Origin of the sequence: Butyricimonas paravirosa, assembly GCF_032878955.1 — a bacterium.
Lineage (GTDB): Bacteria > Bacteroidota > Bacteroidia > Bacteroidales > Marinifilaceae > Butyricimonas > Butyricimonas paravirosa.
The window spans coordinates 183,474-200,450 of record NZ_CP043839.1 but is presented as its reverse complement, the minus strand read 5'-3'; the positions used below and the strand labels follow the sequence as shown (position 1 = coordinate 200,450).

General features: G+C 40.9%; 10 protein-coding genes, 2 tRNA genes and 1 pseudogene. 5 read left to right on the top strand and 8 right to left on the bottom strand.

Annotation, left to right across the window (positions count from 1 at the left end):
• Nucleotides 1–414: 414 nt before the first annotated feature.
• From purL to F1644_RS00745, 3 genes are all read right to left on the bottom strand, one after another.
• Complete coding sequence (gene purL, locus F1644_RS00755; protein ID WP_118302410.1) at nt 415–4,104, bottom strand: phosphoribosylformylglycinamidine synthase; 3,690 nt, start codon at nt 4,102–4,104, stop codon at nt 415–417.
• A gap of 86 nt (nt 4,105–4,190) precedes the next feature.
• Nucleotides 4,191–5,504 carry an MATE family efflux transporter gene (locus F1644_RS00750; protein WP_087420201.1) on the bottom strand — a complete coding sequence of 438 codons (1,314 nt, stop codon included), beginning with the start codon at nt 5,502–5,504 and terminating at the stop codon, nt 4,191–4,193.
• On the bottom strand, nt 5,501–8,950 hold the full coding sequence (locus tag F1644_RS00745; RefSeq protein ID WP_118302412.1) for an AAA family ATPase: 3,450 nt from the start codon (nt 8,948–8,950) through the stop codon (nt 5,501–5,503). The genes F1644_RS00750 and F1644_RS00745 overlap by 4 nt, the downstream gene beginning before the upstream one ends.
• Before the next feature lie 119 nt (nt 8,951–9,069).
• On the opposite strand from F1644_RS00745, the gene F1644_RS00740 reads away from it, so the two are divergent.
• Entirely contained in the window at nt 9,070–9,372 is a 303-nt protein-coding gene (locus F1644_RS00740; protein WP_118302414.1) for a Dabb family protein, read from the top strand.
• Nucleotides 9,373–9,464: 92 nt separating this feature from the next.
• Here F1644_RS00740 and F1644_RS00735 read toward each other — a convergent pair whose 3' ends face one another.
• The 3 genes from F1644_RS00735 to F1644_RS00725 form a co-directional block, all read right to left on the bottom strand.
• Nucleotides 9,465–10,112 carry a hypothetical protein gene (locus tag F1644_RS00735; RefSeq protein WP_118302416.1) on the bottom strand — a complete coding sequence of 216 codons (648 nt, stop codon included), beginning with the start codon at nt 10,110–10,112 and terminating at the stop codon, nt 9,465–9,467.
• 301 nt (nt 10,113–10,413) lie between these two features.
• Nucleotides 10,414–10,486: transfer RNA gene (locus tag F1644_RS00730), tRNA-Gly, on the bottom strand.
• Nucleotides 10,487–10,497: 11 nt separating this feature from the next.
• Nucleotides 10,498–10,570 (bottom strand) — tRNA-Gly (locus tag F1644_RS00725).
• A 253-nt stretch (nt 10,571–10,823) separates the two neighbouring features.
• Between F1644_RS00725 and F1644_RS00720 the strand changes: the two genes are divergently transcribed.
• From F1644_RS00720 to F1644_RS00710, 3 genes and pseudogenes are all read left to right on the top strand, one after another.
• Nucleotides 10,824–11,336 carry a gamma carbonic anhydrase family protein gene (locus F1644_RS00720; protein WP_087420195.1) on the top strand — a complete coding sequence of 171 codons (513 nt, stop codon included), beginning with the start codon at nt 10,824–10,826 and terminating at the stop codon, nt 11,334–11,336.
• A gap of 29 nt (nt 11,337–11,365) precedes the next feature.
• The gene (gene rpe / locus F1644_RS00715; RefSeq protein ID WP_118302418.1) at nt 11,366–12,016 is read left to right on the top strand and encodes a ribulose-phosphate 3-epimerase; all 651 of its coding nucleotides are present in this window, start codon (nt 11,366–11,368) and stop codon (nt 12,014–12,016) included.
• 83 nt (nt 12,017–12,099) lie between these two features.
• Nucleotides 12,100–12,747: pseudogene (locus tag F1644_RS00710) on the top strand (cell division ATP-binding protein FtsE); the annotation flags it as partial.
• Nucleotides 12,748–13,178: 431 nt separating this feature from the next.
• On the opposite strand, the gene F1644_RS00705 reads toward F1644_RS00710, so the two are convergent.
• Entirely contained in the window at nt 13,179–13,637 is a 459-nt protein-coding gene (locus F1644_RS00705; RefSeq protein ID WP_051466006.1) for an SPOR domain-containing protein, read from the bottom strand.
• Between the two features lie 387 nt (nt 13,638–14,024).
• Between F1644_RS00705 and F1644_RS00700 the strand changes: the two genes are divergently transcribed.
• Entirely contained in the window at nt 14,025–14,573 is a 549-nt protein-coding gene (locus F1644_RS00700) for an RNA polymerase sigma-70 factor (RefSeq protein WP_118302420.1), read from the top strand.
• 26 nt (nt 14,574–14,599) lie between these two features.
• On the opposite strand, the gene F1644_RS00695 is transcribed toward F1644_RS00700, so the two are convergent.
• The gene (locus F1644_RS00695; RefSeq protein WP_118302422.1) at nt 14,600–16,924 is read right to left on the bottom strand and encodes a TonB-dependent receptor; all 2,325 of its coding nucleotides are present in this window, start codon (nt 16,922–16,924) and stop codon (nt 14,600–14,602) included.
• Between the last annotated feature and the right edge of the window lie 53 nt (nt 16,925–16,977).

The window sequence follows — 16,977 nt, the reverse complement described above, 5'->3', positions numbered from 1 at the left end:
CGTATTATAAGAGTAGCGAAGTGCTTGTTGTCTGATAACCATCTTATACCGAGATAGTTGATCTAAAAAAGTACATATAAATTCGAGAAATCCTCTTCATGCAAGGAAGTATGAAATAAAAGAAGACAACCCCAAAGCCATTTAAACAAGGCTTTGGGGTTGTCTTCTTTTATTTTGATTCCCAAGATTTATATTAGGTAATTATATACCACTTTACAGTCTATTAAGGTAATGCTTGTTTTCATTCTCAAACTCCTCCGTCACTTCGTGCCACCTCCTCTATGAACAGAGGAGGAGCTGGTGATTCTTCCCGAAGAAAGGGAGTATTTTCAACTCTCCCTCTGTTTATAGAGGGAGTACGGCGAAGCCGGGAGGGAGTTGGTTTCCTGTAAATTCATATATAAGTTCCTTATATTATTTATGCTCTTCAATCCACAAACGGGCATTTACAAACGCTTCAATCCACGGGCTGACTTCATCTTCCTTCCGATCCTCGGCATAATATGCCCAGTTCCACGGGTGAAGAGAACGTTCCAAGTGAGGCATCATTGCCAAGTGACGCCCGTCTTTACTACAAATAGCTGCCGTGGCAAAAGGTGATCCATTCGGATTCGCCGGGTAAGTGTCATGGCTGTATCGAAGTGGAATATTATATTCTTCCTGTCCGTAAGGTAATTGGAATTGTCCCTCTCCGTGAGCCACCCAGATTCCCAAACGAGATCCGACTAATGACTTCAACAACACGGAATTGCTCTCCACGACATCCACGCTCAAGAATGCGGATTCCAGTTTGTGGGATGCATTATGCAACATCTTTGCCTTTTCACCATGTTCCGGGTAGACCAAGTCTAGCTCAACCATCAACTGGCAACCGTTACAAATACCCAAGCTCAAAGTATCTTCACGTTTATAGAAGTTTTCCAAAGCCACCCGAGCCTTTTCGTTATATTTGAAAGCTCCGGCCCATCCTTTAGCAGAACCAAGCACGTCCGAGTTCGAGAACCCACCAACAAACACGATAAAGTTCACGTCTTCCAAAGTCTCTCTTCCGGAAACAAGGTCTGTCATGTGAACATCCTTCACGTCAAAACCGGCCAAGTGCATCGCCCATGCCGTTTCCCGCTCGCACTGACATCCTTTCTCCCGGATAACGGCAGCTTTTATACCCGAAGGTTTAACACGGTTAACATCCAATCCATATTGGGAAAGCTTACCGCTGAATGAAGGTGCAAACTTGTATTTCAGATCATGATTCTTATAGTTTTTATATCTTTCAAGGGCCAGCTCATTGCCACTCTGACGACGATCCAGCAAATAAGATGTCTTAAACCACAAGTCTCTTAATGACGGAATATCCAAATGGAAGTTTTTACCGTCTTTCTTGATATTCAACTTTCCGGCCTTACCCAAGCGTCCCAAGAAATTGTAAGCCACTCCCGCTTCATCCAAGATAGCGGCAACCTTCTTGCAATCCTTAATCTGTACTAGTACACCCGGATTCTCCGCGAACAAGATCTTCACGATGTCCTTTTCAGCTAGGTAAGAAAAATCAATATCCAATCCCAAGCGATTATCGGCAAAACACATTTCCAACAAAGCCGTGATCATACCTCCGGCAGAAATATCGTGTCCGGCTAAAACATACCCTTCCTCAACCAAACGCTGTATTGCCATGAAAGCATTCACGAAATAATCGGCATCCTTTACATCCGGGGTCTCTTTACCTACCCGGTTCAACACTTGAGCAAAACTGGAACCTCCCAATTGCAATTTATCAAAAGAGAAATCGATATACACAATTTCAGAATCCTGATCCGGTTTCAGTACCGGAGAAACAATCTTCTTCACATCGGTAACCTCACCCACTGTAGAAATAATCACGGTTCCCGGGGCGTACACCTTATCCTTACCATACTTTTGCGTCATGGAAAGAGAGTCTTTCCCCGTCGGGATATTAATTCCCAACTCGATGGCAAAATCACTGGCAGCTTGTACGGCTTTATATAAACGGGCATCTTCACCGGCATTTTTACAAGGCCACATCCAGTTAGCAGACAAAGAAACACCTTTAATTCCCTGTTCGATAGGAGCCCAGACCAAATTCGTCAAGGCCTCTGCAATAGCCAATCTCGAACCGCAAGCCGGGTTTGCCAATGCCGCTACCGGAGCGTGCCCGATGGACGTGGCAATACCTCTTTCTCCTCGATAATCGAGAGCCATGGCACCCAAGTCATTCAAAGGTAACTGTAAAGGTCCGGCGCATTGCTGACGGGCCACACGACCGGTAATAGAACGGTCAACTTTACTTGTCAACCAATCCTTACAAGCAACAGCCTCAAGCTGCAAAACTTGCTCGATATATTCTTCAACTTTATCTTCACTATATTCAACATCGGCGAAATGTTCTCTTTTGGTTTTATCCTCCATCACTGTTTTCGGGGGATTTCCGAACATATCCGTCATCTCCAGATCAATGGGTTTCTCTCCGGTTCTGGCATCTTCAAACACGAAACGATGATCTCCCGTGGTCTCCCCGATCACGTACATCGGAGCCCGTTCCCGATCAGCCACACGCTGCAAGGTTTCCACGTCCTTTGCTTTCATCACAAGGCCCATCCGTTCTTGGGATTCATTTCCCACGATCTCTTTGTCGGAAAGAGTCGGATCACCGACAGGCAATTTCTCCAAGTGAATCAATCCACCTGTTTCCTCCACCAGCTCGGACAAGCAGTTCAAATGTCCTCCTGCCCCGTGGTCGTGAATAGAAACAATCGGGTTTACATCGCTCTCGGCCATAGACCGGATGGCGTTACATACCCGTCTTTGCATTTCCGGATTGGAACGTTGCACCGCATTCAACTCGATAGCGTTGGCATATACTCCCGTATCCACGGAAGAAACGGCCCCACCACCCATTCCGATGCGGTAATTATCCCCTCCTAGCAAAACAACCTGTTCGCCAACCTCCGGGGTCTTTTTCATGGCTTGTTCTTTATTACCAAAACCGATACCACCTGCCTGCATGATTACTTTATCGTAACCATACGTCTTTTCGTGTTCCTCATGCTCGAACGTGAACACGGAACCCACGATAAGGGGTTGTCCGAATTTATTTCCAAAGTCAGATGCCCCGTTAGAAGCCTTGATCAGAATATCTTCCGGAGTCTGGTATAACCATTTCCGAGGATCAATAGCCGATTCCCAAGGACGACCTGCCTCCAAGCGCGGATATGATGTCATGTAAACGGCCGTGCCTGCCAACGGAAGTGATGCTTGTCCCCCGGCTATACGGTCACGGATCTCACCTCCGGAACCGGTTGCGGCCCCGTTAAAAGGCTCTACCGTGGTCGGGAAGTTATGAGTTTCCGCTTTCAATGAAATAACCGTGTTAATATCTTTTTGCGTGTAGAAATCCGGTTTGTCCGGTGTTGCCGGGGCAAACTGCACCGTGGCCGGTCCTTCAATGAAAGCGCAGTTATCTTTGTAGGCCGAAACAATCCGGTTCGGGTTCGTTCGGGAAGTTTTCTTGATCATGGAGAACAAAGACTCTTCCTGTTCTTCCCCATCAATAATAAATGTACCTCCGAAAATCTTATGACGGCAATGCTCGGAATTCACTTGTGAAAAACCAAACACCTCGGAATCTGTCAACCGACGGTTTAATTTCTTACTCAGACCTTCCAGGTAAGAGATTTCATCTTCATTCAGCGCCAATCCCTCCTGTTGGTTATATGCCCGGATATCCTCGATATACACGATCGGGTCCGGTTTCTTGTCAATGGTAAACGTATCTTGATTCAGGCCCTTGTAAAATGCTTGAAGCATCGGGTCAAAAGCCGCTTTTTCATCTTCCACACGAGTAAACTCCTCTATCCGCAAGATACCGGAAATACCCATATTCTGAGTAATCTCCACGGCATTAGTACTCCACGGGGTAATCATTTCCCGACGAGGTCCCACGAAAAAGCTTTCCAGTGAATCGCTTTGAACTTTCTTAGCCCCACTGAATAACCATTCTAACTTACTTACATCTAAAGGATTTTCCGATTCTTTATAGTGTACGGCATACACTGTTGCATCTTTTTGATAGAATACTATAGCCATGTGTTTTATTTGTTTATTTTCAACTACACGTATTTGCACCGCGAATATAATAAAAAGCGGGCAAATAAACCTATCCGATCTTCAATTTATGATCTCAGACTTTGGAGATATTTTAATGTGAACACCTTTCGGCTCCATAAAGTCTGCATAACCCCGCGTAACGCAAGGTAAACCAAGAAAGCCAACCATAACATATGATTATTCGTAGCCCCGGAAAAACAATAATAGATCACAAAAAAACTACCGGAAGCCACCAGCATGGCCCATAACATAAAACGGGTAGCCGTGGCACCAATCAGAATTCCATCCCACAGAAAGGCAGCAAATCCCGCTAGCGGAATAGCAAGCACCCAGTAAAAATAATGCCCGGCAGTCTCTATCACGACCGTGTCATTCGTTAACAATCCCAAGAAATTCTCTCCTCCTATCCCGTACAATAACGTGAAAACCAATGATAAACCGACTCCCCAGCCGAACAATGCCTTCACCGCCCGTTTCAATTGTACCAAATTACAGGCTCCCACGTAACGCCCCGACAGAGCTTCCCCCGCATATGCAAAACCGTCCATGATATAGGAAAACAAGGTAAACAACTGCATGAGCAATGTATTAACAGCCAGAATTACATCTCCTTGACGGGCTCCTGTTGAAGTAAAGAATGTTGTCACTCCGATCAAGCAAAGTGTCCGAAGAAATATATCCCGGTTCACGGCAAAAAAACGCCGCATAGCTATCAATTGAAGACTTCCTCTAAACGTGATCCGTCCCCGCAGTTCTTTGTAATTATAAAACCAAAGCCACCAAGCCATCATCACTCCTGAATATTGCGCAACAACTGTCCCCAAAGCCACACCTTCCACCTTCATCCCGAACAAAAAGACAAAACAGGAACTACACACGATATTAATCACGTTCATCACAATGGCAATATACATCGGGTAACGGGAATTCTGCATTCCGATAAACCACCCCGTGAATCCGTATTGTGCCAACACCGCCGGGGCCCCCCAAATACAAATTCTAAAATAAGTGACCGCGTATTGTTCCACCTCCGCACTTGTATCCAATAGTCGAAAAGCCAGTCGTTCTATCGGGTATTGCAGAATCAACATGGCTAAGGCTGAAAATAAACCGACACTCACCGCCTGCACAAGTACCCGTATTTCAGCATCTTTATCTTTCCGACCGTATGCTTGTGAAGTCAGCCCACTGGTTCCCATTCGTAGAAAACCGAAATTCCAGTAAAGAATATTAAATAACAATCCTCCCACCGCGATGGCACCAATATAGGCTGTCGCCCCTAAATGTCCCACAATCGTCACGTCCACCAATCCTAACAAAGGAACGGTAATATTAGACACGATAGAAGGAATAGCAAGATGAAGTATTCTGCGATTCATTGCTTGTACCCGATTGTATTCCTTTCTGATGTCATACTATCCAACATGGCAGGCGTGAACATTTCAACATCCTGTTTCGTGACCGAATGTTTCACATCCACGTCATTCGCTTTCTTATTCTGGGCCAAGCGCTGTACCCGATTCCGAATCATCATCTCTGCAACCAATTTGATTAACCGGGCACTGGCATGACTACGTTTTTTATTCGCAACAATATAAGAGATAAATTGTTCCATGTGTTGTTGAGCCGTTCTCGTCATCCGGGTATTATCCGTGGCAAGATCACGTTTCAATATTTCCATTAACTGATCAGCCGTATAATCCTCAAAAACAAGAATATTAATCATGTCAGAAACCTTTTCAACCTCGTCATTGATAATCTGACGGGGAGGATCTTGTTTCGCGTATATCACGTTATAAGCCCCCGGTTGTGTTGCCAACTGATTCACAAGAATCGCCCTTACCCGATCCCGGAAACCGGAAACTTCATTCAGACTACTGGAATCTTCATCGAAGAAAAATAACCCTCCTTTCGATTGTAATAGAGCCATACCGATACTTTGTATAGCATCTTCCTCGGTCAACCCGAGTAAACGTTCTACTTTAAAACTTGTAACCTCACTTTTATCTATAATCCCCATAGCTTTATAAATACGGGCTATAATCCGGGCAACCGTTCCTTTTCCCATTCCGGAGTTCCCGGTAAAGCACCATTGTAATGATACACGGGTATTCAGTTTCGTCCCTTGTTGATTATAATGACGAGCCAAATCCACGAAATCATGAATCTGTTTTTTGAGTTTCGTCTGTCCCACCATATGATCCAGATCCTTCAAAGCTGAGGCAATCTCTTTCTCGTCGAAGGTATCTTTATAAGAATTGGGTAGCTCGGAAGTTGCCGTCGGAATATCCACGGCCATCAATGTCGTGATCTCCTTTCGGGTAAGTTCCCGCTCCTTCCTGATCTTCATGGTTCGAGCAGATAGGTTGTGAATGGCTTTATCCACCATCTTCTCGACAAATAAAGCATTTCCAAAGAATTTATCATGCTCGTTACATACTTGGGATACCAAGTTTTTAAATGCCTCTTTCGCTTTCGGATGCAGGGTATAATTCTTCTCTGCCACCTTCTGAATCGCTATTTCCAATAACTCTTCCGGCGTGTAATCGGAAAAATGGAAATGATACGGGAAAAGAGACTTCACTCTCGGATTTCCGGCCAGAGCTTTATCCATCGCTTCCGGGTCACCACTCAATATAACAATGGTATCTCCATTATCGGTAGGTGACAATTGCCCAAAAATGACACTCAATGCCGCAGCCCCCACATTATCTTGAAACAAGGTGTGAGCATCTTCCAAGAAAAGAATACCCCCTCTTGCCTGTTCGAAAATATACATGGCAATCTGTTGTGGAGGAATGGAACCATCACCAATAATTTCCCCCCTGCTCCTGACGGTCACCATAGAACTTTCCAGAATCCCGGCCGACTCGAATATCTCCCCAAGCATTCGGGCCACAGTCGTTTTCCCTGTCCCCCGATTCCCGGTGAACAGCATATGCAAAGGCGGAATCACATCCGCGTAACCATGCTTTTGTCTTTCCCGGATAAAATAGATATAATTAATATAGCTAATCAAGCTGTTTTTTAACTCTTTAGATCCAATCATCTCATTCAATGCATCAACGGATTTACTCGGATCCGGTTGTTCCAGCGTTTCGATGTCTCCCACCTGAATCAACATCATATCTTCCTTTGTATGTGTGCCCTTGTGATTTGCCATCAATCGCTTGGCCATCCGTGTCGAAGCATCATCCAGTCGCTCTTCTATAAACCGACCATTGGAAAAGCCGGATTCCCTCACGGAACAACAATCCTTCAACATATCGGAGAACTTATCCTCAGCCTCCGGGGTAAACTTAAATTGTCGCTTCTCCAACATTTGATGAGTAATTTCCATCAATTCCTCTGCCGAATAATCATCAAATACAAATTGGTAAGGGAAACATTTCTTCACACCGGGAATTCCTTCTGTAATTGCCTGCAAAGCCATCACATCTCCCACCATGACAACCAACAAAGAAGGTTGCTCTTGCTCCAAAATTCCCAACAACACGGTAAAAATACGCATGGCCGGATCATTCGGGTCATTTGTCGGGTACAATTCATCTGCATCCTCAATCAACAGAATACCTCCGATACTCTTCGTGATAGCCTCCCGAATCAACTGTTCTTCCGCGATCACTCCCGGACGGGTAAAATCCTCTCTCTTATACCGATGCACTTTACCATTTGATAGTACTCCCAAACGGTAAAACATCTCTCCCGTGATCTCGGTAACCAAATGTTTACCTGTTCCCGGATTCCCCATAAGGATCATATTCAAAACCGGAAGTTTATCGTTAAAACCGTTCTCTTGTCGCATTTTCACGAATTCTGCCAACTCGTACATCCGGGTAATTTCCTCTTTCACTTTACGCAATCCCACTAACTGATACAAACGGGATAGAGCCTCTTCCTTATCTTGTGGAGTTGAAGGTTCTCCCGCTACTTCATGTACCTGCCCGTTGATTCCGGCAATTTCGTCGGTAAAATTGTAGGGTAAATCCTGCTCCCCAATCGAAAACTCCAATTGAATCACAGGCTGATCAAAACACAATACTTCAACCCTATATTTCCCTTCTTCCCAAAAATTACTCAATCCTGCCCCTAAATCCAAGGCAAAACAAAGCAAACGCTTTCCTTCCCGGTTCGGAATGTAATAATTCCCTTTAGCTACTCGATTAGCTTTTAGTATTCCGTTAGCGTCAAACACATTAATCAAAAATTCATACGTCCATTCACTCGATAAAAAATTCTCTGCCACCAGATAGAACCGAACGTCTTCCAATCCTTTGGCTGCAAAGGCCTGATACGAGTGAGGACGCTGCACATCAGGAGCTTCCTCCACACATTTGTCAAACCCAATGTCCAACAATTGAAAATAATCCCGGAACAAATCATGCGGTTCCAACAAATGGATTTCATCCGACACCCCGGCTTGCCCGTTTATCATCACCTGTACCCGATAAGCTCCTTCTTGAAACCTAAAGTCTGTAAAGTCCTCGACAGAAAAAGCAGTTGAAAATTGAAAAACAGACTCCGTTTCGGGGATGGTAACTTTTCCTCCTTTTTGTGCCACCAGTACAGGTTGCTCTCCATGCATATATATCAAAGCCGCCACAATCTCCGCATCCCAAGCTTTTTCATCAAACTGTTTATTTATCACTTCCGTATCCACGAACAAAGTTTCGACCTCGTTCAAGCGGAAAACCGTACGATAATGCTTGTTTCCGGTAAAATCAATTACCTCGCTACAACTTGTGCGAATACTCTTGAACTTGAAATTTATATCTGTAGCAGTCTGATCTTTTGACGCTTTTGATTTTTTGGCCTTCTCCACCATAACTCGTTTGTTTTACATTTATTTTTCAATCCCCCCATCTGATCCTCCCTTGCATCCAAAATTAGTTTTATTTTTTATAAAAGACTACTTTTGCAACGTATTATTTAAAATCAAAAAGTATGCTAAAACATATTGTCATGTGGAAACTCAAGGAGTTTGCCGAGGGAAAAACAAAAGCAGAGAACGCATTAATCATGAAAGAAAGCTTGGAAAGACTGGTCGGGATCGTTCCGGAAATCATATCATTACAGGTCGGAATCAATGAAAAGGAATCCGATATGGCATACGATGCGGTCCTAATCTCCACTTTTGCCGATGCCGAAGCGCTCGCCCGTTATAAAGTTCATCCGGAACACATGAAAGTCAGCGACTATTGTAAGAAAATCAGGGAGGGACGAGTATTTGTTGACTTCCATGAATAAAAAGATCAACTCTTTCATGCATTGGAGAACAGATCTAAAATAGACTTCAGGAGGGATGTTTAAACATAAAGTTTTGTCCCTCCTTTGTCAGTCTAAAAATTCATACCAAGACTATCCAAATACTTTTTATTTTCAACCGCTCTATTTATTGATTCTAATATAGTCTCACATAATATTTCTTCAGAAATTTCTTTACCTATATTAGTTGAATAAATTGGTTTTCCTTTTTTGTAATAAAGAAAATACTCTACTCCCCCCACACGAAATATTTTAAAATCTTTTGAATCAGCCTCTCGTAACCTCTCTGGAAACCATTTTATAATATCCCCCCAATTTTCTGAAAATCTACTTAAAATCCAAGCATCTTCTTTTCTTTTCGCTAGCATACTATACTCTAAACATCCATCTTTTGAAATGGCAAAATACAAGTCATTTGACACGACAAGACTTTCCAGTATTTTTTCTGGAGAAGGATCCTTGTAAAAAATTGCAGTATCAAAATCGTAATATGGTAATAACGTAACATCTGTGCTATCTATGTTTAAAATTGCGGTAAAAGAAAATGGAGGTTCTATCGTCCTACTCTTTCCTATAAATTCTAAAACCATTTCTTTGATTTTACTTATAGCATTCATTTCATTACTAGTCAACGGAACACCTAATCCATGAGTTTTTTTATTATCACTTATTGCATTTGAACAATTGAATAATAAAAAAGCAATACAAATGATTTTTTTCATAAATAAGCTATTTATATTAATAATTCTGTGAAAAATCAAATCCTTTATTTCAACTATTTTCCATATTGCAACTATATAGAAAAATTTTCACACACAATTTACGAATAAAAATCTTATCGTTTTTTAGAATCAAGATTATTTTATTGAACTATTTATAATTTTGCAGTCATGAGAAAAGAAGGAATTTACACACTTTTTGAAACACTATCCTATCCTTTTTTACCATGCGCCCAAACAGGGAATCGGAATATGAATTGAATAAAAAAAAACGTGCCAAATAATTGACACGTTTCAAGCGACGAGCGAAAAACGGGGCTCGAACCCGCGACCCCGACCTTGGGAAGGTCGTGCTCTACCAACTGAGCTACTTTCGCATTTAAAAGCGAGCGAAAAACGGGACTCGAACCCGCGACCCTAACCTTGGCAAGGTTATGCTCTACCAACTGAGCTATTTTCGCATTTACTATTCCAATTAAGAACTCTAGCGTGGGTTATTCCCAACTGCGATGCAAAAGTAACACCTTTTTTCTAAAAGCAAAAAAAATCAGAGAAATTTTTCCAGCCTCAAGAATGAAATCTTTAAAAAGACCATCCCCTCTTGTTTTCTGCCATATATTTCGTAATTTCGACACGTTAAATTAGTTTACAAACCGGGAAGTTGAAAATTGAATTTCATTTTCCATTTTTCAACTCTCAATTTTCAATTATATTATGGCAATAATCAGAGAATTAAATGGACACACGCCGAAATTCGGTAAGAATTGTTTTTTAGCTGAAAATGCCGCTGTTATTGGCGACGTGGAGATGGGTGACGATTGTAGTATATGGTACGGAGCTGTTCTGAGAGGTGATGTACATTATATTAAAATAGGCAACAAAGTAAACATTCAAGATAACGCAACAATACACGCTACCTATCAAAAATCTCCGACCAATATCGGGAATAACGTTTCTATCGCCCACAATGCCGTGGTTCACGGATGCACGATTCATGATAACGTACTGATCGGCATGGGAGCTATCGTTCTTGACAACGCTGTCATTGAAAGTAATTCCATCGTAGCAGCCGGTAGTGTGGTGACGAAAGGTACTGTTGTTGAATCCGGTTGGGTATATGCCGGGGCTCCCGCTAAAAAATTGAAACAAATGGGTCCGGAACTCTTACGTGACGAAGTGGAAAGAATCGTGAATTCCTATTCCATGTATGCTAGCTGGTACAAATAATTTAAATTCTAAATTTTAAACTCTTTAAAATGAGCGTTATTGTTTCTCCCTCGCTATTATCTGCAGATTTTCTGCATCTATCAAAAGATATTGAAATGGTCAACCATAGCCAAGCCGATTGGTTTCACTTGGATATCATGGATGGCGTATTCGTCCCTAATATATCTTACGGACTTCCAGTAGTTTCCCAGATAAAGAAAATGGCCACGAAACCACTGGATGTACATTTAATGATTGTGCAACCGGAACGTTACGTGGAGGCTTTTCATAAAGCCGGAGCAGACATATTAACCGTGCATTACGAAGCGTGTACTCACCTGCACCGCACTATCCAGCAAATAAAAGCACAGGGCATGAAAGCCGGGGTTTCACTGAACCCACATACCCCGGTCTCTCTATTGGAAGATGTTATCGAGGATATTGATGTTGTTTTATTAATGAGTGTTAATCCGGGATTCGGGGGACAGACTTTCATTGAACAGACTATCAATAAAGTTGACAAACTGAAGAAATTGATTATGGAATCCAACTCCCATACCCTTATCGAGATTGACGGCGGGGTTAATTTCGAAACCGGAAAACGCTTGGTAAATGCCGGAGCCGATGCCCTGGTAGCAGGTAGTTTCGTTTTCAACTCTCCCGATCCGGAAGCAAACATCAAAGGACTAAAGGAACTATAAATGGAAAATTGAAAAGATTCAGTGATTACAAAACGGTGACCTTGTGCGGTTGGAATCTAAAATCCAAAATCATTAAATCTAAAATTAATAAGGTGGAAGCAATTATAAAACTGGAAAACGCCGTCATCCGGCAACAAAAAAACACGATTCTCAAAGATGTATCCCTAGAGATCAAAGAAGGTGAATTCGTTTACCTGATCGGTAAAGTCGGGAGCGGAAAAACGTCTTTGCTCAAAACATTATATGCCGAACTCCCCCTTATTTACGGTAAAGGAGAAGTTGCCGGTTACCAACTGAGTAAGATCAAGAAATCACAAATTGCTTACTTACGACGCAAATGCGGGATCGTGTTCCAGGATTTTAAATTACTGACAGACCGGAATGTTTACGCAAACTTGGAATTCGTGCTGAAAGCCACAGGCTGGAAAGATAAGAAAGCAATCAAGGAAAGGATAAACGAAGTGTTGGATAAAGTCGAACTTCCTGACAAACGAGATAAATTCCCACACCAATTGTCCGGCGGTGAACAACAACGCATCGTACTTGCCCGAGCATTGCTAAATGCCCCTCCTATCATCCTGGCTGACGAGCCTACCGGAAACATTGACCCGGAAACTTCCTATCGATTGGTTGAACTATTGAAAGACATCTGCGATAGTGGCAAGACTGTCGTTATCGCCACTCACCAATATGACCTAATAAAACATTTTCCAGGAAAAGTATTCCGATGTGAAAACGGTGTTCTTCAAGAAGATTTTTCGTTTGCAGAAAACCAAGCAGCCATGACAACAATCATCTCAGAAAATTCCGTTATTGATATTGAGAGTCCTACGGAAGAGATAGAGGAACCAACAGTTGTACATGAAGTTATTTCTTTAGATGAAGATCCGGAAATTCTCTCTCTCACCGAACCGACTTTACAAGAAGGGCAAGAAATTACACCCGTAATAGAGGAGTCTGAAACTACAGCCCCCACAACAGTATTAATAGAAGAAAAAATAACGGAAGAACCACGGGATGCCTCCGAAGAAGATGTCTTATCTGAAAATGATGAAACGAAGAAAAAAGATGATAACGGTCCTGATATTGTGGGATTTGAATTGATATGATACTTAAAAGGTCGGCATTTAGCCGACCTTTTATATCATCTTTATCTCGTATTTTAGTTTTGCTTGGAAATCAACAACCATGCATCAGCAAATTCCGGATATTGTTCACGAACTTTTAATAATTCTTCACGAGCGGATGCCTCTTCGTCAAATCCAGCAATACTTACCCGACTCATCCCTGCACTATTCTTCATGATAATGCTGTGATAACCCATCCCGTTCAATTTCGCCTGTAATTTCAAAGCATTATCCACGTTTGAAAAACTGCCGACAATCACGTTATAACGTTTCAACACGTCCCCGTGAGTCATAGTTACATTCTCTTCCCGAGAAACGACAGGTTTTGTATTTTCAGTTTTCTTTGTGGGATTTTGTGCCGTGGTTTGCACGTTTTCTTTCACTACAACAGTCTCTGTCTCTTCTTCCTCAAAAGGTGGTGCGTAAACACGTTTGTTAGTACCGCAACTGACAGTGATAAATGCCAATAAAATTACAGATACAATAATTCTCATTTTTCCCAATTTTTAATGTTATCAATCTTATATTAAAAAGACAAATTTAGTGATAATACATGAGAATTGGATTGGAATAAAAAAGATTTTTTCTTACATGAACGTAAAAAGAGGAAAACACAGATAAATCTAACACACCTTACCCTTCTAGGCTATTATTAATTGTTATAACAATATACCAAAACAAACATAATCCTCCTATCAAAAAACGAACGATTAATAATCATACAAATATAGGTTATTAATGGTTATTTTCACATGAAATTATGTTTTATTAATTTTTTTATTCTCAGTGTGAAAGAGGCTCTAGTTAGTATTTGGTCTTATCATAACGAAATCAGTACTTTTTACTATTATTAATCGTTGGTTTAAAGATACGGCATTTACATGGAAAGTCAAATAACAACAAATTTCTGGGGACAAGACAGCGATAAAGCTTTCCGCTATTTATATGACAAATACGCATCAACATTGCGCTATTTCTCAGCTAAATATGTAGATGATGATGCGACCATTGAAGATGTAGTACAAGATGCCTTTCTCAATTTGTGGGAAAAAAGGAACGAATTTAAAACAGAAAGCACGATAAAAGCTTATTTATACAAAATCGTACGTAGTTTCTCTGTCGATACCATCCGTCGCAGAAACATTGCGAATCGATATGCCGAGAAAATTGTTCTCGAAGAAGAAGATCAAGAATTCTTTCTGGAAAACATCGTCGAATCAGAAGTTTTCCAGATGATCCAAACCGTCTTTAACGAACTCTCCCCTTCTTGCCGAGAAGTGTACCAACTCAGTCTTCATGGGAAATCTCATGAAGAAATTTCCCAGTTACTGGACATATCGATAAATACAGTGAAAAAGCACAAGAACAATGCTAATCACTATATGCGGGAAAGATTAAAACACGTTCTTTCCATATTTTTATGCATCTAACTTAAAATTTCATATTATCAAGGAAACTATATTTCTTTCACTCTATCTTCATTTTTTACTCCCCGACCACTTTTCTTTACACGATCACACAGGCGTCCAAAATTATAGACTAGGGTAAACGACACCCACCGACCTCGCCATTGTTCATCTTTGTGGTAGTAAAACGAGTCTGTTTCTTTCACGTGTTCCACATTGATATGTTTCCATAAAAACTTGTCCATATCAACTAGGAAAGATAACCTTGAAGTAAAAGTATATTCTCCTCTCAAAGTAGCTGTTGTGAGATATTCAAATTTTGTATGTTGTACAGACGTTGACATAGGACGAATATTACCAATAATTCCAAGAGTTGCCTTTTTGAATAATGTAACATAAACTCCCGCAGCTGCTTTAAAATTCCAAAGAGGAAAATTACTTCTAGTGATAGAATAATACGTATATTTTGCCTCTCCCGTACACCATATTTGAAGTTTATCGGGGACTTTGTATTCAAAGTTCATATTAAAAGAAAGCATTTCCGAACGATTCATATTCCTGTAAGTCGTGACAAGCGCTCCTGTTTCATTCGTGTAGTCATAAGGATATATGGCATTACCCGAATGTTTATACTTTGCTGAAAAAGCTAAACTCGTCTTTTCTGTATAAAAGCGATAACTCATCGAGAGCAACTGGGATATTTCCGGTTCTAAATCAGGATTACCAACTTTCCAATGTGAAGGATCAGAACGATCTACAAAAGGATTCAAATAATAAATATCTGGTCGGAAAGAAGGCACTGAATATAATATTGAAAACGTAGATTTCCGACTTAATAAAAATATAGCAGAAGCACTGGGAGTTACATTAAAGAAATTCTTTCGTACCTTTTTGCTCTTCTTACTGAATTGCATATCATTTATTGTTTTCTCAAAACTCACTTCTGCCCTTAAACTCATTTTGACTGTAGAAAAAGAATAACTTGCCCGAAATGCCGGAACATATTGATCATAATTCAATTCCTCATCACTGCGATACTGTCTGGCAACAAGTTTAGCCGTCAGGAAATATGAATGTTTCTCATTTATTGGATTCGTAAAATCCACTCCTGTTGTGTGTTCCGTTAAACGCAAGCTATTCTTAAATATTCCCCTAGAATCCTCTATCCCCAACATCCCTGTTAACTCCTGTCCATACTGTTTTTTCCCTTGATTATTTTCCACGCCATACGTGGCAGTAAAAAGCCTCCCTTCTTTATTCCGGAACGACTTCTGATAATTAATTTTTCCATTCCACCGCTCCTCTCTGTTGATATTTCTATTTTCAAAGGAATAAATTTGTACCTTGTTATCTTTTTTATTCCATATCGTAGTTTTTCCTTCCTGAAACTCCCTTTCCCGATAGTAGGTGTATTGCCCGGTAAAGGTGAGTAAATCATTGTCTGAAAAATCGTAACTTGCGTTTAATTGTAACTCATGCGAATCATCTTTCGACCAAGTTATCAATTCTGATTCCGTTCTGTGTATCGTGTCATCCCTATAATTTATTACCTTTGTCTTATCTGTTAACTCCGAATAATAGGTGTATCCCGGTTGATAATTCACGTTATACACCAATTTCCCAATTTTTGAAGTTACCCCTAAATTCGGTTTAATGAAGTCTTTACCGAAATCAATCATAATATTCCCGACAATACCATCCGGCAAACTCCCCTTTGTCACGATATTAATCACGGCAGTCTTATCACTGTATTGTCCTTGTGGCGAGGTGATTAATTCAACTTGTTTCATCTTATCTCCTTGTAACAGTCGAGCCACATATTGATTTGCCTCCGAAAGAAAAAGATTCTTTTTCCCGTTAATCGTAATCACGAAATTCGTCCCTCCCATCACTTGTAATTGTTTCGTTTTCAAGTCAATATCAACAAACGGAAGTTTCTCTAGTATCTGCATCGCCACAGAATTTTTGGCCATTGAATCTCGCTCCACATCATATATGATCCGATCTACTTTCGTTGTTAAAGATTTCTTGTGCTTTATCACTGTTACTTCATCCAAGGTAATCCCTTCTTGCATTCTAAACACGCCTAAATCCCCTTGATTTTCCTCTATCAAAATATTCTGTTGTAAAACCTCGAATCCAACACAGGATATGTTCAATTTATATACCCCTTTTTTCACGGACGTGATTAAAAAGAAACCATCATCACCACTTACAGCATGGGCAACAACCTTTAAATCTGAATTTAGTAAAATAACATGAGCTTGAGAAACAGGTTTCTCCTCCAAGGTTTTGACATAACCTTGTAAGATTTGTCCAGTTCCTTTACAAACGACCAAGAAAAATAATATCAAAAATAATATTCCTTTTTTCATTAGATTTCCTATAACTTTTTATTCAAATTAGATTTCTTCACGCAAGAACTTAA

Coding starts and splice junctions, on each gene's coding strand:
- purL (WP_118302410.1), bottom strand. CDS start 4,104: ATGGCTATAGTATTCTATCAAAAAGATGCAACAGTGTATGCCGTACAC.
- F1644_RS00750 (WP_087420201.1), bottom strand. CDS start 5,504: ATGAATCGCAGAATACTTCATCTTGCTATTCCTTCTATCGTGTCTAAT.
- F1644_RS00745 (WP_118302412.1), bottom strand. CDS start 8,950: ATGGTGGAGAAGGCCAAAAAATCAAAAGCGTCAAAAGATCAGACTGCT.
- F1644_RS00740 (WP_118302414.1), top strand. CDS start 9,070: ATGCTAAAACATATTGTCATGTGGAAACTCAAGGAGTTTGCCGAGGGA.
- F1644_RS00735 (WP_118302416.1), bottom strand. CDS start 10,112: ATGAAAAAAATCATTTGTATTGCTTTTTTATTATTCAATTGTTCAAAT.
- F1644_RS00720 (WP_087420195.1), top strand. CDS start 10,824: ATGGCAATAATCAGAGAATTAAATGGACACACGCCGAAATTCGGTAAG.
- rpe (WP_118302418.1), top strand. CDS start 11,366: ATGAGCGTTATTGTTTCTCCCTCGCTATTATCTGCAGATTTTCTGCAT.
- F1644_RS00705 (WP_051466006.1), bottom strand. CDS start 13,637: ATGAGAATTATTGTATCTGTAATTTTATTGGCATTTATCACTGTCAGT.
- F1644_RS00700 (WP_118302420.1), top strand. CDS start 14,025: ATGGAAAGTCAAATAACAACAAATTTCTGGGGACAAGACAGCGATAAA.
- F1644_RS00695 (WP_118302422.1), bottom strand. CDS start 16,924: ATGAAAAAAGGAATATTATTTTTGATATTATTTTTCTTGGTCGTTTGT.